At 60.1% G+C, this 20,128-nt stretch carries 18 protein-coding genes and 2 pseudogenes; 6 read left to right on the forward strand and 14 right to left on the reverse strand.

What is annotated here, in order from left to right; all coding sequences use genetic code 11:
• Together rep and ACYZTU_RS00010 are read left to right on the forward strand one after the other, a co-directional pair.
• A complete protein-coding gene (gene rep, locus ACYZTU_RS00005; RefSeq protein ID WP_461967133.1) occupies nucleotides 1-2,010 on the forward strand; it encodes a DNA helicase Rep in 2,010 nt (669 codons plus the stop codon).
• Nucleotides 2,011-2,068: 58 nt separating this feature from the next.
• Nucleotides 2,069-2,641, forward strand: coding sequence for a xanthine phosphoribosyltransferase (locus ACYZTU_RS00010; protein ID WP_223490427.1), 573 nt, complete (start codon nucleotides 2,069-2,071; stop codon nucleotides 2,639-2,641).
• 39 nt (nucleotides 2,642-2,680) lie between these two features.
• Here the strand turns inward: ACYZTU_RS00010 and ACYZTU_RS00015 are convergent, their stop codons facing one another.
• The 6 genes from ACYZTU_RS00015 to dadA form a co-directional block, all read right to left on the reverse strand.
• The gene (locus ACYZTU_RS00015) at nucleotides 2,681-4,603 is read right to left on the reverse strand and encodes an acetyl-CoA hydrolase/transferase C-terminal domain-containing protein (RefSeq protein WP_461967135.1); all 1,923 of its coding nucleotides are present in this window, start codon (nucleotides 4,601-4,603) and stop codon (nucleotides 2,681-2,683) included.
• Between the two features lie 136 nt (nucleotides 4,604-4,739).
• Nucleotides 4,740-5,153 carry a c-type cytochrome gene (locus tag ACYZTU_RS00020; RefSeq protein ID WP_461967137.1) on the reverse strand — a complete coding sequence of 138 codons (414 nt, stop codon included), beginning with the start codon at nucleotides 5,151-5,153 and terminating at the stop codon, nucleotides 4,740-4,742.
• A 181-nt stretch (nucleotides 5,154-5,334) separates the two neighbouring features.
• Nucleotides 5,335-5,883, reverse strand: coding sequence for a cupin domain-containing protein (locus ACYZTU_RS00025; protein ID WP_008150195.1), 549 nt, complete (start codon nucleotides 5,881-5,883; stop codon nucleotides 5,335-5,337).
• 125 nt (nucleotides 5,884-6,008) lie between these two features.
• Nucleotides 6,009-7,082, reverse strand: coding sequence for an alanine racemase (alr, locus tag ACYZTU_RS00030; RefSeq protein WP_461967139.1), 1,074 nt, complete (start codon nucleotides 7,080-7,082; stop codon nucleotides 6,009-6,011).
• 98 nt (nucleotides 7,083-7,180) lie between these two features.
• Nucleotides 7,181-7,534, reverse strand: a complete 354-nt coding sequence (locus ACYZTU_RS00035) for a RidA family protein (protein ID WP_461967141.1) — start codon at nucleotides 7,532-7,534, stop codon at nucleotides 7,181-7,183.
• Nucleotides 7,506-8,810: a D-amino acid dehydrogenase gene (gene dadA, locus ACYZTU_RS00040; RefSeq protein WP_461967143.1), complete on the reverse strand. Its 1,305-nt coding sequence runs from the start codon at nucleotides 8,808-8,810 to the stop codon at nucleotides 7,506-7,508. Before dadA ends, ACYZTU_RS00035 begins: the two co-directional genes overlap by 29 nt.
• 157 nt (nucleotides 8,811-8,967) lie before the next feature.
• Between dadA and ACYZTU_RS00045 the strand changes: the two genes are divergently transcribed.
• Nucleotides 8,968-9,456: an Lrp/AsnC ligand binding domain-containing protein gene (locus tag ACYZTU_RS00045; protein ID WP_003176896.1), complete on the forward strand. Its 489-nt coding sequence runs from the start codon at nucleotides 8,968-8,970 to the stop codon at nucleotides 9,454-9,456.
• An 8-nt stretch (nucleotides 9,457-9,464) separates the two neighbouring features.
• Here the strand turns inward: ACYZTU_RS00045 and ACYZTU_RS00050 are convergent, their stop codons facing one another.
• Complete coding sequence (locus ACYZTU_RS00050; RefSeq protein WP_007947437.1) at nucleotides 9,465-9,818, reverse strand: YkgJ family cysteine cluster protein; 354 nt, start codon at nucleotides 9,816-9,818, stop codon at nucleotides 9,465-9,467.
• A gap of 147 nt (nucleotides 9,819-9,965) precedes the next feature.
• On the opposite strand from ACYZTU_RS00050, the gene ACYZTU_RS00055 reads away from it, so the two are divergent.
• Nucleotides 9,966-11,279 (forward strand): NAD(P)/FAD-dependent oxidoreductase, encoded by a 1,314-nt coding sequence (locus tag ACYZTU_RS00055; RefSeq protein WP_461967145.1) that lies wholly within the window; start codon nucleotides 9,966-9,968, stop codon nucleotides 11,277-11,279.
• Between the two features lie 43 nt (nucleotides 11,280-11,322).
• Here ACYZTU_RS00055 and ACYZTU_RS00060 read toward each other — a convergent pair whose 3' ends face one another.
• Nucleotides 11,323-11,568, reverse strand: a complete 246-nt coding sequence (locus ACYZTU_RS00060; protein WP_461967147.1) for a DUF1127 domain-containing protein — start codon at nucleotides 11,566-11,568, stop codon at nucleotides 11,323-11,325.
• Between the two features lie 179 nt (nucleotides 11,569-11,747).
• Between ACYZTU_RS00060 and ACYZTU_RS00065 the strand changes: the two genes are divergently transcribed.
• The gene (locus ACYZTU_RS00065; RefSeq protein ID WP_461967149.1) at nucleotides 11,748-13,175 is read left to right on the forward strand and encodes an aminotransferase-like domain-containing protein; all 1,428 of its coding nucleotides are present in this window, start codon (nucleotides 11,748-11,750) and stop codon (nucleotides 13,173-13,175) included.
• 7 nt (nucleotides 13,176-13,182) lie between these two features.
• Here ACYZTU_RS00065 and ACYZTU_RS00070 read toward each other — a convergent pair whose 3' ends face one another.
• The 5 genes and pseudogenes from ACYZTU_RS00070 to ACYZTU_RS00090 all read right to left on the reverse strand — a co-directional run bounded on the left by ACYZTU_RS00070 (nucleotide 13,183) and on the right by ACYZTU_RS00090 (nucleotide 17,133).
• Nucleotides 13,183-13,452 (reverse strand): FimD/PapC C-terminal domain-containing protein, encoded by a 270-nt coding sequence (locus ACYZTU_RS00070; protein WP_461971188.1) that lies wholly within the window; start codon nucleotides 13,450-13,452, stop codon nucleotides 13,183-13,185.
• A gap of 63 nt (nucleotides 13,453-13,515) precedes the next feature.
• Nucleotides 13,516-13,590 (reverse strand): annotated as a pseudogene (locus ACYZTU_RS00075) (hypothetical protein); the annotation flags it as partial.
• 107 nt (nucleotides 13,591-13,697) lie between these two features.
• Nucleotides 13,698-15,554: pseudogene (locus ACYZTU_RS00080) on the reverse strand (fimbria/pilus outer membrane usher protein); the annotation flags it as partial.
• A 47-nt stretch (nucleotides 15,555-15,601) separates the two neighbouring features.
• Nucleotides 15,602-16,306 (reverse strand): fimbria/pilus chaperone family protein, encoded by a 705-nt coding sequence (locus tag ACYZTU_RS00085; protein WP_461967151.1) that lies wholly within the window; start codon nucleotides 16,304-16,306, stop codon nucleotides 15,602-15,604.
• Nucleotides 16,307-16,482: 176 nt separating this feature from the next.
• Complete coding sequence (locus ACYZTU_RS00090; RefSeq protein WP_461967153.1) at nucleotides 16,483-17,133, reverse strand: DUF1120 domain-containing protein; 651 nt, start codon at nucleotides 17,131-17,133, stop codon at nucleotides 16,483-16,485.
• 281 nt (nucleotides 17,134-17,414) lie between these two features.
• Between ACYZTU_RS00090 and ACYZTU_RS00095 the strand changes: the two genes are divergently transcribed.
• Nucleotides 17,415-18,983 carry a phospholipase D family protein gene (locus ACYZTU_RS00095; RefSeq protein ID WP_461967155.1) on the forward strand — a complete coding sequence of 523 codons (1,569 nt, stop codon included), beginning with the start codon at nucleotides 17,415-17,417 and terminating at the stop codon, nucleotides 18,981-18,983.
• Here the strand turns inward: ACYZTU_RS00095 and ACYZTU_RS00100 are convergent.
• Complete coding sequence (locus ACYZTU_RS00100; RefSeq protein ID WP_461967157.1) at nucleotides 18,980-20,125, reverse strand: MFS transporter; 1,146 nt, start codon at nucleotides 20,123-20,125, stop codon at nucleotides 18,980-18,982. The two genes, ACYZTU_RS00095 and ACYZTU_RS00100, sit on opposite strands and share 4 nt — an antisense overlap.
• Nucleotides 20,126-20,128: the final 3 nt, after the last annotated feature.

The following is a 20,128-nucleotide window of genomic DNA, read 5'->3' on the forward strand; positions in this document are numbered from 1 at the left end:
ATGTCCCGACTCAATCCCCGGCAGCAAGAAGCCGTGAGCTACGTCGGCGGCCCTCTTTTGGTGCTCGCCGGCGCAGGCTCCGGCAAGACCAGCGTGATCACCCGCAAAATTGCGCATCTGATCCAGAACTGCGGCATCCGCGCGCAGTACATCGTCGCGATGACATTTACCAACAAGGCGGCGCGCGAGATGAAGGAGCGGGTCGGCACCCTGCTCAAGGGTGGCGAAGGCCGCGGCCTGACGGTCTGCACCTTCCACAACCTGGGCCTGAACATCATCCGCAAGGAACATGTACGACTGGGCTACAAACCGGGTTTCTCGATCTTCGACGAAACCGATGCCAAAGCCCTGATGACCGACATCATGCAGAAGGAATACTCGGGCGACGACGGCGTCGACGAGATCAAGAACATGATCGGCTCGTGGAAGAATGACCTGATCCTACCGCCCGAAGCCCTGGAAAACGCACGCAACCCCAAGGAACAGACTGCCGCCATCGTCTACACCCACTATCAGCGCACGCTCAAGGCGTTCAACGCGGTGGACTTCGACGACCTGATCCTGCAGCCGGTGAAGCTGTTCCAGGAACACCCCGACATCCTCGAAAAATGGCAGAACAAAGTCCGCTACCTGCTGGTGGACGAATACCAAGACACCAACGCCAGCCAGTATTTGCTGGTGAAGTTGCTGATTGGCACGCGCAACCAGTTCACCGTGGTCGGTGACGACGACCAGTCGATTTATGCCTGGCGCGGCGCACGGCCGGAAAACCTGATGTTGCTCAAGGACGATTACCCGTCCCTGAAAGTGGTGATGCTGGAGCAAAACTATCGCTCCACCAGTCGCATCCTGCGGTGCGCCAACGTGCTGATCTCGAACAACCCGCACGAATTCGAGAAGCAGTTGTGGAGCGAGATGGGCCACGGCGACGAGATCCGTGTGATCCGCTGCCGCAACGAAGACGCCGAAGCCGAACGGGTGGCGGTGGAACTGCTGACCCTGCACTTGCGCACGGATCGGCCGTACAGCGATTTCGCGATTCTGTATCGCGGTAACTACCAGGCCAAGCTGATCGAGCTGAAGCTGCAACATCACCAGATTCCGTATCGCCTGTCCGGAGGCAACAGCTTTTTCGGACGTCAGGAAGTAAAAGACCTGATGGCCTACTTTCGCCTGATCGTGAACCCGGACGACGACAACGCCTTCCTGCGGGTGATCAACGTCCCACGCAGGGAGATCGGTTCGACCACACTGGAAAAGCTTGGCAACTACGCCACCGGGCGAAAAATCTCGATGTACGCCGCCACCGACGAAATCGGTCTGGGCGAACATCTGGATGCGCGCTTCACTGATCGCCTGTCGCGCTTCAAGCGTTTCATGGACAAGGTCCGCGAGCAGTGCGCCGGCGAAGACCCGATCTCGGCGCTGCGCAGCATGGTCATGGACATCGACTACGAGAACTGGCTGCGCACCAACAGCTCCAGCGACAAGGCCGCCGATTACCGCATGGGTAACGTCTGGTTCTTGATCGAGGCGTTGAAGAACACCCTCGAAAAAGACGAAGAAGGCGAGATGACCGTCGAAGACGCCATCGGCAAACTGGTCCTGCGCGACATGCTGGAACGTCAGCAGGAAGAGGAAGACGGCGCCGACGGTGTGCAGATGATGACCCTGCACGCCTCCAAGGGTCTGGAATTTCCTTACGTATTCATCATGGGCATGGAAGAGGAAATCCTCCCGCACCGCTCCAGTATCGAAGCCGACACCATCGAAGAAGAACGCCGGCTGGCCTACGTCGGAATTACCCGAGCGCGTCAGACGCTGGCCTTCACCTTCGCCGCCAAGCGTAAGCAATACGGCGAGATCATCGATTGCGCACCGAGCCGCTTCCTCGATGAACTGCCGCCAGACGACCTGGCCTGGGAAGGCAACGACGACACACCGGTTGAAGTCAAAGCTGTTCGCGGTAATACCGCATTGGCAGATATACGCGCGATGTTAAAGCGCTAGAATCGACTACTTTCTAACCGAACCTTAGGCGCACAAGGCGCCAAAAGAGGAAAGCTTCATGGAAGCACTGCACAAGAAAATTCGCGAAGAAGGCATCGTGCTTTCCGACCAGGTCCTGAAAGTCGACGCCTTTCTGAACCACCAGATCGACCCGGCCCTGATGAAGCTGATCGGCGACGAATTCGCCACGCTGTTTAAGGATTCGGGCATCACCAAGATCGTCACCATCGAAGCCTCGGGCATTGCCCCGGCGATCATGACCGGTCTGAATCTCGGCGTGCCGGTGATTTTTGCGCGCAAGCATCAGTCCCTGACCCTGACCGAAAACCTGCTGTCGGCGACCGTTTACTCGTTCACCAAGCAGACCGAAAGCACCGTGGCGATCTCCCCCCGCCACCTGACCAGCAGCGATCGCGTGCTGATCATCGATGACTTTTTGGCCAACGGTAAGGCGTCGCAAGCGCTGATCTCGATCATCAAACAGGCCGGCGCTACGGTGGCTGGTTTGGGTATCGTGATCGAGAAGTCGTTCCAGGGCGGCCGTGCAGAACTGGATGCGCAGGGTTATCGGGTTGAATCGTTGGCTCGCGTGCAGTCCCTGGCTGGCGGTGTTGTGACTTTCATCGACTGATCGCAGCCGCAAGCACACCACAGGGTTTTGTGTTGGCGGTTATTGCGCGGTGGCTTTAAGGCCGGTGAGCAATAGTCGCTGAAACAAATCCTCCTTCAGCCCTTCAGTGTTAGTCAGCTGCATCCGCTCCAGATGTACGGGAAACTCCGACGCCTGCGGCGCATCCAGTGCAGCCTTGCCCAGTTCCAGAATCTCCGTGAGCTTGAACTTGCTCTTCAACCAGTTCAGCGCCCGCAACAGGTCTCGCTCTTCAGCGGTGAAATCACACCCCAGCGGATACTCCGGAAACAAATTCGGATGCAGCGCCTGAATCGCCTGCAAACGCTGCGGGCTGTTATCGGCGAACCGTGGATCAATGCGGAAGTTCTTCGGCAATTTACCAACGTTCTGCGCCTGCTCGATCAACCCCGGCTGGAAACGTGAATCGCTGATGTTCAGCAACGCCTCGATCACGGCCGCATCGGTCTTGCCCCGCAGATCGGCGATGCCGTACTCGGTGACCACGATGTCTCGCAGGTGTCGCGGAATCGTGCAATGGCCGTACTCCCAGACGATGTTTGAACTCACCTCTCCGCCCGATTCGCGCCAGCTGCGCAGCAGCAACACCGAACGTGCCCCTTCCAGCGCATGGCCCTGGGCGACGAAGTTGTATTGCCCGCCGACACCGCTGAGCACTCGCCCGTCTTCGAGCTGATCGGCCACGCCTGCGCCCAGCAAGGTCATGGTGAACACGGTGTTGATGAAGCGCGCATCGAGACGCTGCAAGCGTTTGAGTTCTTCCTGACCATAGAGCTCGTTGATGTAGCTGATGCGGGTCATGTTGAATTCGAGCCGCTTGCTTTGCGGCAGCTCACGCAGGCGCTCATAGAAACTGCGCGGCCCGAGGAAAAACCCGCCATGCACCAAGATGCCGTCAGTCTGCGCGGCTTCATCCAGCGTGCCGGCATTGGCTTGTTGCTGGGTCGGCACATCGGGGTAGACCTTGCGCCGCACAACCCCGGCGTCGGCCAGCACCAGCAAACCGTTGACGAACATTTCGCTGCAACCGTAAAGGCCTTTGGCGAAGGGTTCGACGCCGCCTTCGCGGTCGATGAGCTGCGCCCACTGGCTGAGATTCACGTCCGCCAGCAACGCCTTGTAACCGTCATTGTCAGCCTGCCGCGCCAGCAGTGCCGCGGTCAGGGCATCACCCATGGCACCGATGCCGATCTGCAAGGTGCCGCCGTCGCGCACCAGCGTGCTGGCGTGCAGCCCGATGAAGTGATCCTGGAAACCCACCGGCATGTTCGGCGTGGAGAACAGCGTGGTGCTGTCCTTCTCGTCGATCAGCAGGTCGAAAGCGTCCATGCCGACTTCCGCGTCCCCCGGCATGTAGGGCAAATCGTTGTGCACCTGACCCACCAGCAGGATCGTCTCCCCCGCCGTCCGACGCTTGGCGATCATGGGGAACAGGTCGAGGGTGATGTCCGGATTGCAGCTCAGGCTCAGGCGGTCGGGATGTTCGCTGTGGCTGGCCACCAATTGCGCCACCAGGTTCAAACCGGCGGCGTTGATGTCTCGAGCGGCGTGGCTGTAGTTACTGCTGACGTAATCCTGCTGGGCTTGTGTGCTGTGTAGCAGGCTGCCGGGCAGCATGAAGAACTGCTGAACATGGATGTTGGACGGCAGGCTGTCGCGGTGCAGGTCGGCCAGGAAATCCAGTTCCGGATAGTCGCCGAAAACCCGTTCGATGAAGGGTTCGAGAAAGCGCTTTTGCAAACCGTCACCCAAGGAAGGACGGCCCAGGCACAGGGCGGTGTAGATCGTCAGTTGCCGTTCGGGCAACTGCGCAATGCGCTGGAACAGCGCGTTGACGAAGTGGTTGGGTTTGCCCAGACCGAGGGGCAGGCCCATGTGGATATGCGCTGGCAACCGTGCCAATACGTCATCGACCGCCTGCTCGATAGAACACAGCTGCACCATCTGATCCTCCCTTATATTCCGTGAATTGGGGATTGGACCGAGCTTGCCGGGCCTTTGCTGCAAAGAATAGTCCCAGGTGCAAATCGCGGGCACAAAAAAGCCGCTCGCAAGCGGCTCTTTCGCTGACGATGGCGGCTTATTTCAAGCCGGACATCTTCTGGATGGCGCCCTTGAGATCTGCATCAGAGCAGTCGGCGCAGGTGCCTTTAGGCGGCATCGCGTTGAAGCCGGAGATCGCCTTCGCCAGCAAGCCGTCAAGGCCGCCTTCTTTCTTGGCGCGGTCGCCCCAGGCTGTCGCATCACCGACTTTCGGCGCGCCCAACAGGCCGGAGCTGTGGCATGCGTTGCAATGTTTTGCAATCACGGAATCAGGGGTTTTGGCATCACCACCACCCGCCGAAGCAGCGACTTCCATCCCCTTGCACTCTTTACCCTGAACGCAAACCTGGCCAACTGGCTCAAGGCGTTTAGCAATATTGTCGTTGGTCGCAGCTTGTGCGCTGACTGCCCATAGGGCCAGTACGGTTGCTGGTACGGCCAGCATTTTCATAATTAGATTCACGCGTTCACCCTCAATGGTGGCTAGTCACGCCCACGGCCACGGTTCGCAGGCGGGCGCAAGTATAACGGTAAGCCCGCCACACTGAAACAACCCCAAAGTCGAAGGGGTCTTATGCGTGGCGGAAAAACAACTCGGGCACCTGCGCAATGCTGGCGGGACGCCTCTTTTCTCAGAAATTCGCTGGCGTAGCTGCGCTGATTAGTCGCGCCGGCGCATCGAACGGATTACGGAAACGGTGCGGTTTAGTACTTTCAAAGTAGTAGCTGTCACCGGCTTCGAGGACAAACGTTTCAAGCCCCACCACCAGTTCAAGTCGACCTTCGAGCAGAATCCCGGTTTCCTCGCCCTCATGGGTGAGCATCTCATCACCGGTGTCGGCGCCTGGCGGGTAGATTTCGTTGAGGAACGCAATGGCCCGGCTCGGATGAGCCCTGCCGACCAGCTTCATGGTCACTGCGCCATCGGAAATATCGATCAGCTCGTTGGCTTTGTAGACGATCTGCGTCGGTTTTTCCTGCAGGATTTCTTCGGAAAAGAACTCGACCATGGACATGGGAATCCCGCCCAGTACCTTCCTCAGCGAACTGATCGAGGGACTGACGCTGTTCTTCTCGATCATCGAAATGGTGCTGTTGGTGACGCCCGCGCGTTTGGCGAGTTCACGCTGGGAAAGTCCTTTGAGCTTACGGATGGATTGCAGTCGTTCACCGACGTCCAAGCTTGCGCCTCCAAGATTCAGGTTGTTGGAATATTGAGCGTTATCATGGCGACAGCGTTCAGTATTTACAACACTTGGACCTGAATCCTGTTCGGCTAAGCGACTTTCGGTTGGCGCGCTTTGCGTCAAGCCCCGGAATAGAGCATTGGCACCCGGCGCAGGTTGCAGAAGATCTGGTAAGGAATCGTGCCCGCGGCCGCAGCCACGTCACTGGCGAGGATATTTTTGCCCCACAACTCGACGGTCGAACCGAGACCGGCTTGCGGCACATCGGTCAGGTCAATGCAGAGCATGTCCATCGACACCCGGCCAATCAACTGGCTGCGCTGCCCGGCCACCATCACTGGCGTACCGGTCGGTGCCTGACGTGGGTAGCCGTCGGCGTAACCCATGGCGACCACGCCCACGCGCATCGGTTTCTGAGTGATGAATTGGGCGCCGTAACCGATCGGCTCGCCGGCCGGCAGTTCACGCACGCAAATCACTTTCGATTCGAGGGTCATCACCGGTTGCAGGCGCGACGCCACGGCATTGGCTTCTTCGAATGGGGTAGCGCCGTAGAGCATGATGCCCGGGCGAACCCAATCACTGGGAATCTGTGGCCAACCGAGCACTGCCGGCGAGTTGCGTAGACTGACCTCAGCCGACAAACCCTGACGCGCCGCTTCGAACACGGCGACCTGTTCGGCACTGGCCTGACTGTGCAGCTCATCGGCCCGGGCGAAGTGGCTCATCAAAACAATCTTCGCAACCTTGCCACTGGCCAGCAGCCGTTGATAGGCCGCCTGATAATCCTTTGGATGCAAGCCAACCCGATGCATACCCGAATCGAGCTTGAGCCAGACCGTGATCGGCTTGCTCAGTGCCGCGTTCTCGATGGCTTCGAGCTGCCACAGCGAATGCACCACGCACCAGAAGTCATGCTCAACAATCAGCGACAGCTCATCGGCTTCGAAAAACCCTTCCAGCAATAACACCGGCGCACGAATGCCCGCAGCTCGCAGCTCCAGGGCCTCTTCAATGCAAGCCACGGCAAATCCGTCCGCGCAGGCTTCCAGTGCCTGGGCGCAACGCACCGCGCCATGGCCATAAGCATCGGCCTTGATCACCGCGAGGGCCTTGGCCCCCGTGACTTCACGGGCGATTTGGTAGTTGTGACGCAGGGCTTGAAGGTCGATCAGGGCACGGGCAGGACGCATGGCGGCAGACTTCTGGTCGGGTCATTGAGGAAGAAAAACCGGCGCTGGCTGACGGCGTGAACCGCGAGTAGCACCGGAGAGGGATCTTTCTGGCTGCTTTATGGCAGAGCAGCGACAACCGACAGCTCAACCAGTATTTCCGGTTCGCACAACTTCGATTCAACCGTGGCACGGGCCGGTGCGACGCCTTTTGGCAGCCACTTGTCCCAGACCGCGTTCATGCCTTCAAAGTGCGCATCGATGTCTTTCAAGTAAATCGTCACCGACAGCAGAAGGCTCTTGTCGGTACCGGCCAGATCCAGCAAACGCTCGATGTTGGCAAGCGTTTCACGGGTCTGCTGTTCAATCCCGGCGTTCATATCGTCGCCGACCTGCCCCGCCAGATACACGGTACCGCTGTGGACTACGATCTGGCTCATGCGCTCATTGGTGAGCTGGCGCTGGATTGACATGTTTTGCTGACTCCTGAATTTTTTTGCCGTAACGGGAAATATCGAGGCCTTCGGCGCTGATTTGCGGCGTTTTCTTCGCCATCAGATCGGCCAGCAAGCGACCGGAACCGCACGCCATGGTCCAACCAAGCGTGCCGTGACCCGTGTTCAAAAACAGATTGCTGAACGGTGTTGCACCCACGATCGGCGTGCCGTCCGGGGTGGTCGGACGCAGACCGGTCCAGAAACTTGCCTGGGCCAGATCGCCGCCCTGAGGATAAAGATCGTTGACGATCATCTCCAGGGTTTCGCGCCGACGCGGGTTCAGCGACAGGTCAAAACCGGCTATTTCAGCCATGCCGCCGACGCGGATGCGGTTGTCAAAACGGGTGATCGCGACCTTGTAGGTCTCATCGAGGATAGTCGAAGTCGGGGCCATCGCCGGGTTGGTGATCGGCACGGTCAGGGAGTAACCCTTGAGCGGATACACCGGAGCCCGGATGCCCAGCGGCTTGAGCAACTGCGGCGAATAGCTGCCCAGCGCCAGCACGTAGCGGTCAGCGATTTCCAGCTTGCCGTCGATCCATACGCCGTTGATGCGATCACCGGCGTAGTCGAGGCGCTGAATGTCCTGGTCGAAGCGGAATTCCACACCGAGTTTCACGGCCATTTCGGCCAGGCGGGTGGTGAAGATCTGGCAATCGCCAGTTTGATCGTTCGGCAGGCGTAAGGCACCGGCGAGGATGTTGGTGACGCCGGCCAGCGCCGGTTCAACCCGAGCAATGCCAGCACGATCGAGCAGTTCGAACGGCACACCGGATTCTTTCAGCACGGCGATATCTTTCCAGGCGCCGTCGAGTTGAGCCTGGGTGCGGAACAGTTGTGTTGTACCGAGGCTGCGGCCTTCGTAGGCAATGCCGGTTTCGGCGCGCAATTCGTCGAGGCAGTCACGGCTGTACTCGGACAGACGGACCATGCGTTCCTTGTTCACCGCATAACGGTTGGCAGTGCAGTTGCGCAACATTTGCGCCATCCACAGGTACTGGTCGATGTCGGCGGTGGCCTTGATCGCCAGCGGTGCGTGGCGCTGCAACAGCCACTTGATGGCCTTGAGCGGAACACCCGGCGCGGCCCATGGCGAGGCATAACCCGGCGACACCTGGCCGGCGTTGGCGAAACTGGTCTCCATGGCAGGGGCGGGCTGACGGTCCACGACCACCACTTCAAACCCGGCTCGAGCCAGATAATAAGCACTGGCGGTACCGATGACGCCGCTACCCAAGACCATAACGCGCATTTTCATATCCCTCATCGCGGCTTGCCGCTGACGTTCGTAGTTGTCGAGCATTGATGTGCGCAGTGTAAAAAAGATTAGGCAGTGCTTTTCACTATATAAGTGCCTATATTTGGCGAGAATTCTCGGCAAAATCCCTTTTCACGGAGGCGCATCCCCTATGCGTACCAACACTCAAACGAAACGTGAGCTGGACAAGATCGACCGCAACATCCTGCGGATCCTGCAAACGGACGGGCGCATCTCCTTCACCGAGCTGGGGGAAAAGGTCGGGCTCTCGACCACGCCGTGTACCGAGCGGGTCCGGCGGCTGGAGCGCGAAGGGATCATCATGGGCTACAACGCCCGGCTCAATCCGCAGCACCTCAAGGGCAGTCTTCTGGTGTTCGTCGAGATCAGCCTCGACTACAAATCCGGTGATACTTTCGAAGAGTTCCGACGCGCAGTCCTGAAGCTCCCCCACGTGCTGGAGTGCCATTTGGTGTCAGGGGATTTCGACTATCTGGTGAAGGCGCGGATTTCCGAGATGGCCTCGTACCGCAAACTGCTGGGCGACATCCTGCTCAAGTTGCCGCATGTGCGCGAATCCAAGAGCTACATCGTGATGGAAGAGGTGAAAGAAAGCCTGAATCTGCCGATTCCGGATTGAGCCCACGATCAAACGAGGACTTGTCGAGTGCTGGCCATGTATTCATGAATCTGCTTCTCGACCCGCGGATGAATCAGCTCCACCGGCCCGCGCCCATTGGGGCACGGTAAGGTCTTCGTGGTGCCGAACAGCCGACAGATCAGCGGTCGCTCGTCATACACGGTGCAGCCGTTGGGCCCCAAGTGGACGCAATTGAGTTCATCCATCGCGGCGTCCTGCTCTGCCCGGGTCTTGCGCGGCAGGCGAGACATTTCTTCCGGTGAGGTGGTCACCGGCCCACAGCAGTCATGGCAGCCGGGCACGCACTCGAACGAGGGAATCTGCTGCCGTAGCGTGCGAATTTTCTGACTGTTGCAGCTCATCGAAGCGGTGACCAAAAGCGGAATAGAGCGCGATTCTGACGCAAAAGCACTGATCTAGACAGCACCGACCGACCAGTGTTGCCCGTGTCCAAAGGTCCGGCTTATGCTCCGTCAAATTTTCCAAACACAAGAATCAGGAACACGCACATGAATGCCCGTGCTCAGCAACCTGCCCCGACCCACCCACACACTGCCTCTTATTACGCCGCCAACAGCCTGCCGCAGCCCGATCATCAGGTGCTCACAAGCGATCTGGTGGCGGACGTGTGCGTGGTTGGTGGCGGGTTCTCCGGGTTGAACACGGCGCTCGAGCTGGCCGAACGCGGCCTCAGCGTGATCCTGCTCGAGGCCCACAAAATCGGTTGGGGCGCCAGCGGACGCAACGGCGGGCAGTTGATTCGTGGCGTCGGTCATGGCCTCGATCAGTTCGCTAACGTGGTCGGTGCGGACGGCGTGCGTCAGATGAAACTCATGGGCCTGGAAGCGGTGGAAATCGTCCGACAGCGGGTCGAGCGTTTTCAGATCGCTTGCGACCTGACTTGGGGCTACTGCGACCTGGCCAACAAGCCCCGTGATCTCGAAGGCTTTGCCGAAGACGCCGAAGCGCTGCGCGGCCTCGGTTATCGCTACGAAACCCGTCTGCTGCAAGCCAACGACATGCACTCCGTGGTGGGGTCCGACCGCTACGTCGGCGGTTTGATCGACATGGGCTCGGGGCATCTGCATCCGCTGAACCTGGCTCTGGGCGAAGCGGCTGCCGCCCAGCAGTTGGGGGTGAAGCTGTTCGAGCAATCGGCGGTCACCCGCATCGAATATGGCCCTGAGGTTAAGGTCCATACCGCCCAGGGCTCGGTTCGCGCCAAGACGCTGGTGCTGGGCTGCAACGCCTACCTCAATGAACTCAATCCCGAGCTCAGCGGCAAAGTGCTGCCTGCCGGCAGCTACATCATCGCCACCGAACCCTTGAGTGAAGAGCTCGCTCACTCGCTACTGCCGCAGAATATGGCGGTCTGCGATCAACGGGTGGCGCTGGATTACTACCGACTCTCGGCGGATCGGCGTTTGCTGTTTGGCGGCGCCTGTCATTATTCAGGTCGCGACCCGAAGGACATCGCTGCGTACATGCGGCCGAAGATGCTGGAGGTTTTCCCGCAACTGGCCGGCGTGAAGATCGATTTTCAATGGGGCGGGATGATCGGCATCGGCGCCAATCGCCTGCCGCAGATCGGGCGGCTAAAGGATCAGCCGAACGTGTATTACGCCCAGGCATATTCCGGTCATGGCGTGAATGCCACACACCTCGCGGGGAAACTGTTGGCTGAAGCTATCAGTGGTCAGCACAGTGGAGGCTTTGATCTGTTTGCCAAGGTGCCGCATATCACCTTCCCTGGCGGCAAACATTTGCGCTCGCCGTTGCTGGCGTTGGGGATGTTGTGGCATCGGCTTAAAGAGTTGGTCTGAAGGAGATGATCGTTCCCACGCTCCTGCGAGGGAACGATCATTACTAGATCCGCCAAAAGGGTTTAAGCCCCTCCTCCCGCGCCTGCTCAGGACTCAGCCCGACATCCCTGAGTTGCTCGGGCGTCAGCTCGAGCAACGCCTTGCGCGTGTGCAGACGATGCCAGAACAGACCCCAGTGACTCAGGCCGGACGGTGCGTTGCGCATGACCGCCTCGCATGCGCCGTTGTATTGCCCTGCCGCCAGTTCCTGACTGTGTAGCGTCAGCCGCACATCGCTCAAGCCGTTCATTTTGATTGCTCCTGTTTACTTGGGTAGCCAGAGCTTTCATGATGCGTGGACGACGAAAAGCATTACAGATTCAAAACATCTGTATTATTACCATACAGATTGGCTGTTTAAAGCTCTGAACCCTGTATTTTTGCCCAATCTGTACTGGTCAACCGAATCACCTGCACCGAGACTGCGCCATGACCCTTTACGTCAATCTCGCCGAATTGCTCGGCACGCGTATCGAACAAGGCTTCTATCGCCCCGGCGACCGGCTGCCGTCGGTGCGGGCGTTGAGTGTCGAACACGGGGTCAGCCTGAGCACCGTGCAGCAGGCTTATCGGGTGTTGGAAGACAGCGGGCTGGCGACACCGAAACCGAAATCCGGGTACTTCGTGCCGGTCAGCCGTGAGCTGCCGGAACTGCCCGCCGTTGGCCGTCCGGCTCAACGCCCGGTGGACATTTCCCAGTGGGATCAGGTGCTGGAGTTGATTCGCGCAGTGCCACGCAAAGACGTGGTGCAGCTGGGCCGCGGCATGCCGGACATCACCTCGCCGACCATGAAGCCGCTGCTGCGCGGGTTGGCGCAGATCAGTCGGCGTCAGGATATGCCCGGCCTGTATTACGACAACATCCATGGCAACCTCGAACTGCGCGAACAGATCGCCCGCCTGATGCTCGACTCCGGTTGCCAGTTGAGCGCCGCAGACTTGGTGGTGACCACCGGTTGCCACGAAGCGCTCTCCACCAGCATCCGCTCCATCTGCGAACCCGGCGACATCGTCGCGGTGGATTCACCAAGCTTTCACGGTGCGATGCAGACCCTCAAGGGCCTGGGCATGAAAGCCCTGGAAATTCCCACCGACCCGCTCACCGGCATCAGTCTCGATGCGCTCGAGCTGGCCTTGGAACAATGGCCGATCAAGGTCATACAGTTGACTCCCAACTGCAATAACCCATTGGGCTACATCATGCCGGAGACGCGCAAACGCGCGTTGCTGACGCTCGCTCAGCGCTTCGACGTGGCGATCATCGAGGACGATGTGTATGGCGAACTGGCCTACACGTACCCACGTCCGCGCACGATCAAATCCTTCGACGAAGACGGCCGCGTCCTGCTGTGCAGTTCCTTTTCCAAGACCCTGGCGCCAGGGCTGCGTATTGGTTGGGTGGCACCGGGACGGTATCTGGAACGGGTGCTGCACATGAAATACATCAGCACTGGCTCTACGGCGCCGCAACCGCAGATCGCGATTTCCGAATTTCTCAAGGCCGGGCACTTCGAACCGCATTTGCGGCGGATGCGCACCCAATACCAGCGCAATCGCGACGTCATGATCGATTGGGTCAGCCGCTATTTTCCGCCCGGTACCCGCGCCAGCCGTCCCCAGGGCAGCTTCATGCTCTGGGTTGAGCTGCCGGAGGGCTTCGACACCCTGAAACTGAATCGTGCACTGCACGATCAAGGCGTACAGATTGCCGTCGGCAGCATCTTTTCCGCCTCGGGCAAATACCGCAATTGCCTGCGCATGAACTACGCGGCCAAACCGACGCCACAGATCGAAGATGCGGTGCGCAAGGTTGGCGCTGCGGCGATCAAACTGGTGGCCGAGACTCCCACGGACTGAGGAAGTCCTACCCCGCCCGGCAAACCACCTCGACGGTTGCGTAAGGCAAAGACGATTCGGGAAGCCCGGCGGTGTCGAGTTCAAGATGACAGGGTCGATTATCAGGCAGCATCACTTGCAGTCGAACTTCGTCAGGCGCATCGGCCAGGTACACCAGGCCGGCGTCCACCACGCTGGTCAGGTACTCGCCCTGGTTGCTATGAACCGATGCGCCTTTGGGTACCCAGTCACCCTCGGCCGTACGCACGTTCAGCATCAAACGACGCACCGAACTCACGCTGAAGTCCAGTCGCGGTACTGCGCCACGTCCGGCGTCGACTTCTTGATAGCCGTTGAGCACGTCCAGGTGACGCGGCAGGCTGACGGTGTCGATTTCGATACGACTGGTCTGGTAGGCCGGCAGGCTCGCAGCCACCGCCCGCCCGCCGCCATCGGTCCAGACCGGGCCTTGGGGCGTGCTGACCTGACCCCGGCAGCATCGCCAACTTTGAGCAGGCCGAAGGTGTCACGCAACGGATAGGGTGACGGCGTCAGCCCTTCTTCATGGATCGCCAGGCCGCCGCGTAGGGTGAGGTCGTAACTGCTGGCGCCAACGCCACTGCGCGAATAGCCGAGGTCAACGCTGGTGTAACGGGGTAAGGCATTGAGGCGCCCGTTGAAATCCGTCTGACCATTGTCAGAACGGTCCGCACCAAGGCTGTAGCCCAGGGTATCGCTGATCTGTTCGGTATAACGGGCGCCGGTGCGCAGTCCGCTTCGCTCATCATGGCGCCCGTAGGTATTGAGACTGCGGTTGCGCCCAAGTGGCAGACTGAGGCTGGCATAGAGGCCCGTGCCACGGGCGTCGTCACCGCTGTCGCGCTGCACACTCAACGATAGGTTTGCACCACTGAACGCCCGTGACCACGAGGTACTGATGCGCGAACGGTCCTGCCCGCCTCCCACGGCATACCGCGTCAATGATCCGGAAAACGCTCCCCATAGCGGGTCGGAATGGCTTAACGACGCACCCCACTGGCGCTCAGAGCGACTATCGAAGTCATCGGCAACAGACGCCAGTTCGGTGTCGGCCAGGTGTCGAAACCCTTGACTGCGCTGACTCGCCGCCAGGCTGGCAGACAACCCGGGACCCAATGCCGTGCTGAACGTGGCTTGCAGTTCTCGGCCCTGACCGCTTTGTGGCGTACGCGAACTCAGCTGCTGGAAACTCACCACTGACCTTCGCGTCAGCGCTTGCTGCACGCCCCAACCCAAGGATTGGTATTGACCAGCGCCCATCAACCCGCCACTTAACTGAGTCGCAGGCCCCCACTGCCAGTCCTTGCTCACGGCAAAGAATGACGGCGCATCGCGCTCATCCCCGTCAAACCGTCGGACCTTGCCTGCCGCTATGCCATAGCCCGGCAACGTCCCGACGCTGACGGGGCGTACGTTGGCAGCCGGTACGCGGAAGTCGCGCTGTTCGCCGCTCTCTTCGAAGACGCTGACCTCAAGGTCCAGTCGATGGCTGAGCAACGGCAAGTCGCGCAGGGTGAACGGCCCGCTGGGAACGAGGGTGGTGTAGATCACCACGCCACTTTGGCGCACCTCGACCCGCGCCGGCGAATAAGCCAGCCCTTGCACCGCCGTCCCGGCCCCCAGGCCATCGCCATTTTGGGACGCGAGGGCCGTTTCCGGGAGGATCTGGAGGCCGGTGAACGCTTCCCCGGCAAACAGCGCCGAACGCATGTTGAGCTGGCCCAGTTGCACGTTGGCCTGAAAACGCTCCCAGGTACGCGAGGCCTGGGTGTAAAGCGTTTCAAAACGCTCTACGCCCTGAAACGAGGTGTAGTTTTGCCGACTGCGCACCACCCAATCGCCGGCGTTGAAGCCCAATTCGGTGCCAAGACTGCGAAACTGGCTGGATTGCCCGGAGGCAGAACTGGTGTGCATCAGCGCATCGTAGTTGAGCAACCCGGCCATACCGCCCGAGGCCCAGGTTCGCGGGCGCGGCGCTGATGGGAGCAGCAGGTCGGTTGGCACCAACAGCTGCACTTGTTGCTTGCCCGGGTCGAGTTGTACCTGCACACCCGTCAGACCATCGATGCTCCGTAAACACTGCGCACTGTCAGCGCTTGAGGGCAGATCCGATGGCGCGGCAATCCCGGCCAGTTCAAGCAGATTCGAATCGAGGCACAACTGCCCGTCCGCATCGAAGGTCGCCACGACGTGTCCCGAAGGGGTGCCATTGACCTGCAGTGCCACTCGATTGCGCCCTGCCGTAAAGCGTGGCGCGCGACCAAAGTGCTCCGCGATTTTCGGATCAATTCCACGCGCCTTGAGCACTGACTGGTCGAACTCGGTGAGTGCCTCACCCCAGGCGTTTTCCATCGCCAACATGACCAGGGCAAAGCCACCAACCAGACTCCAACCGCTGCCATGACTCACTACTGCAAACTCAGCGGCGCATCGTAGTTGCCGACGGCAAACCCATAGGTTGTCGCGGGAAACAGCCGTACATGAGTGCCCAGGATCGACGGCGCACTGAGGCTCAATACCTCTCCCGGCAGGATATAGGTGCGCCCCAGATCCAGCGTCGCGCCACCGGGAATCAGGTTCACTGACCTGGCCAGCCGTACCACATAGGGACTGGGATTGCTGACCCGCACTTGATTGCCGGCGCCCGTCCAGACCAACCGTTTCCAGGGCATTCGCTCTATCGGGAGATTGGCCGGACGCAGGATGACCGGGATGTTCTGCCGAATCCCCAAGCTGAGGTGTGCATCACTCGCATTCTGCCGAGGTTTGATGCCTTCCAGCACCACACGCTTGAGCCGTTCGGTTTCCAGGGGTTTGGCACTATGCAGGATGAATCGCACTTGCTGGCTCTGACCCGGTTCGACGCGTGCCACTGGCGGGTTCAGCAACAACAGAGGCTCGTTGTCCTCGGCGATATGCTCGATGGAGCTGTACAGCAACGCCGGTTGGTCATCGGAGTTCCTGACGTTCAGGGTTGCCTCGCCCAACGCCTGGTCGACCACCACCACTGGCGTTTCCGGGATCATTCCGGCGGCATGCGTACTCGGATTGGTGAACGACAGGCACACAGCTGCGACGGCGCCGAGCACCTTGAAGGATTTAAAGGGGTACATGAAAGTCTCCAGAAGGCATCGACCGACGCTGTTAAACACAGCGCCAGCCGATACCCGGTGATGCAATGACGTCTGTCGATGACGGTTTTTTGGGCAAGCCGCCGCCCAGGTTCGCACCAGGCAAACCCCGTCAATCAGGCAGGTTCAGAGCACAGTGACGCAGTGGCTGCGTCGGCTCAGAGGTAATACACGTCAAAGGTGACCGAACCGTCGAGCAGGAACTCGTCGGTGGTCGGCGGCAGCTCGGAGGTGGCGCGAATGGCCGCTGCCACTTTCATCGGGAAGGTGTGCAGACGGGCTGCGGCCGGACCTGCCATCGCACTCGGCCCCCAGGAATAGGAGGTCGGTGCATTGGACATCAATCCACTGACCGGAACTCGCCACACCGGGTTGGCCGGCGAACGCACCAGGAAAGTCTGCGGATTGCCGTCGGTCAAAGGCTGTCCAGTCAACAGACCGAAACCACCGATACCGACGCCCTGAGTACTGCCCAAGCCGTAGTAAAGAGCGTCGCTGGTCCGGCCATTGAACGTCAGACCCGGAACCTTGGTGGCGCCACGGTTATCGGTGACGGCGATTTCCACCGCAGCCGCCGCATCGCAAGCGATCTTCAGGGTGATATCCCGTGGCGGCAGATTGTTTTGTGCGTTAGGGCTCAAGGTGGCGGAAAAGATTCGACCCAGATCGACATTGCTACCGCCGGCAAAGGCCGGAATGCACGATGTCGGGATGACCGTGCCCGAGACCGTCAGATCAACGCTGGCTGCCTGCACCGCCAAAGGCGCCAGTGCAGCGGCCAAAACGCTTACCCAATAAAACTTCTTCATAATCAATTACCTGTGAGATAGCTGGAAAACATGGACGCACGGGCCGCGCACGAAAAAAGCCGCTGCCTGCTACCGCATCCGATGCCCAGTCATCATTCCGGGTTTTGTAGGACGTTTATGTAGGAAACAAAGGCAAATCAACGCGGTTTTATCTACAGGCTCTGTAGGTTCTGAAAGCCAACGGAGAACTTCCGACAACCAGAGACCTCACTCTTGCAAAAGCGATGAATCACAATGACGTGCCATACTTCGGTCTTTGCAATCACCTGAGACGATCCGATTTGAGAGTCAGACCGGTCCTGCCCTTCGTTCTGCTGCTCGCCTTGCTGCTCAACGGCTGTGCGAGCGTCGGCATCTCCCGCGAGCCCAGCCAGGCATTGCCGGCGGCAAATTCGGCGTTCGGCCGTTCGATCCAGGCGCAGGCTGCGCCCCATGAGGGGAAATCCGGCTTTCGCCTGCTGTCCGACAGCACCGAAGCCTTCACCGCTCGCGCCGAGCTGATTCGCAACGCCCAAAGCAGCCTCGATTTGCAGTACTACATCGTCCACGACGGCATCAGCACACGGATGCTGGTGGACGAACTGCTCAAGGCGGCCGATCGCGGTGTGCGCGTACGGATTCTGCTCGACGACACCACCAGCGATGGCCTGGACAGGATTATTGCCACTCTGGCGGCGCATCCGCAGATCCAGATCCGTGTGTTCAACCCATTGCACCTGGGCCGCAGCACCGGCGTGACACGAACGGTGGGACGGTTGCTCAACCTCTCACAGCAACACCGACGCATGCACAACAAGCTCTGGCTGGCCGACAACAGCATGGCCATCGTCGGCGGCCGCAATCTGGGAGACGAGTATTTCGATGCCGAACCCAACCTGAATTTCACTGACATCGACATGCTCAGCGTCGGCCCGGTCGCCGAACAGCTGGGGCACAGTTTCGACCAATACTGGAACAGTGCGCTGAGCAAGCCGATTGAAGAATTTCTGTCCAGCAAACCGACGCAAACGGACCTGGAAAACACCCGGACCCGACTGCAAGAATCACTTGAGGAAACGCGCAAACAGAATCACGCGCTCTACCTGCAGTTGATGACCTTTACCACCCATCCGCGCCTGGACATCTGGCGTCGGGAGTTGATCTGGGCCTGGAACCAAGCGCTGTGGGATGCGCCAAGCAAGGTGCTGGCCGACGGCGAGCCCGACCCGCAGTTGCTGCTGACCACGCAGCTGGCGCCCGAGCTCAATGGCGTCAGCAAAGAGCTGATCATGGTTTCGGCCTACTTTGTACCCGGTCAGCCGGGGCTGGTGTACCTGACGGGCCGCGCCGATGCCGGGGTGTCGGTGAAATTGCTGACCAACTCACTGGAAGCCACTGACGTGCCGGCGGTGCATGGCGGATACGCGCCGTATCGCAAGGCACTGCTGGAGCATGGCGTGCAGCTGTTCGAATTGCGTCGCCAGCCCGGCGAAGGCGGCGGCAGCGGTCCGCATATTTTTTACAGCAAGTCCTACGGCGGCTCCGACTCCAGCCTGCACAGCAAGGCAATCATCTTCGACCAGCAGAAGTCTTTCATCGGCTCGTTCAATTTCGACCCGCGCTCGGTGCTGTGGAATACCGAAGTCGGGGTGCTGGTAGACAGCCCGGAATTCGCCGCGCGCGTTCGCGAATTAGCGATGCAAGGCATGGCGCCACCCCTGAGTTATCAGGCCACGCTTGAGAATGGCCAGATTGTCTGGGTCACTGAAGATGACGGCAAACTGCACACCCTGACCAAGGAACCCGGAAGCTGGTGGCGGCACTTCAATGCGTGGTTGAGCACCACCGTCGGCTTGGAACGGATGCTCTAGGCCGGTTCGGCCACCGTGCCAAACGCGCCTTGGCGCGACAGCAGAATCACCAACCCCAGCGCTCCTGCCGCCATCAGCAGCGGCAACGCATGCCCGCTGATCCACTGACTGCCAGCACCGGCCGCCAGCGGCCCGATCAGGCAACCGATGCCCCACAGCTGCGCGATATGCGCATTGGCGCGCACCAGTGCATCGTCGCGATAGCGCTCGCCGATCAGGATCAGTGACAAGGTGAACAAACCGCCGGCACTGGCACCGAACATCACCCACAACGGCCAGATCAGCAACGTGTCGATCAACAACGGGATGGCCAGGCTCGAAATCAGCAGGACCACCGCACACCCGGTGAACAACGTACGACGTGACAAGCGATCCGCCAGCGCGCCAATCGGCAATTGCAGCAAGGCATCACCCACCACCACCGTGCTGACCATCGCCAAAGCGATTTCCGTCGTAAAGCCCTGACGCAGGCAATAGACCGGCAACAAGGTCAGGATCATCGCTTCGAACGCCGCGAACAGCGACACCGCCCAGGCAATCGCCGGCAGGCCCCGGCAGAAGGCCAGCAAGTCACCGAAGGTCACGCTGCTGGCTTCGCTGGAGGGCGCGCCGCTGCGGCCCAGCAACAGGAACGGTGCCGCCGTCAGCAAGCCGACGCCGACCCAGAACCCGTAATCGTGTTCGGTGCCCACAACGCCCAGCAGCAACGGCCCGGCCAGCTGACTCAGTGCATAGCTGCTGCCATACAGCGCCACCAATCGCCCGCGCCATTGCTCGACCACCAGTTGGTTGATCCAGCTTTCACCGAGGATGAAGACCAGCGTCAGGATCACCCCGATCATCAGCCGCAATACCAGCCAAATCGGATAGCTCGGCAACAGCGCCAGCAAACCGATGGACAACGCCCCGGCCCACAGGCACAGGCGCATGAGGTTGGCCGTGCCCAGACGCGCGGCCAGATGGCTGGAGATCTTGGCCCCCAGCAATACGCCAATGGCGGGCATCGCCGCCATCACGCCGATGGCGAAGGAGCCGTAGCCCCAGCTTTCCAGGCGAAACGACACCAGCGGCATGCTGACGCCCAGGGCCAGGCCGACACTCAAGACAGACGCCAACACGGCGAAATAAGTCGCCCAACGCATTTT

The sequence above is a fragment of the Pseudomonas sp. HLT2-19-2 genome, assembly GCF_054898005.1.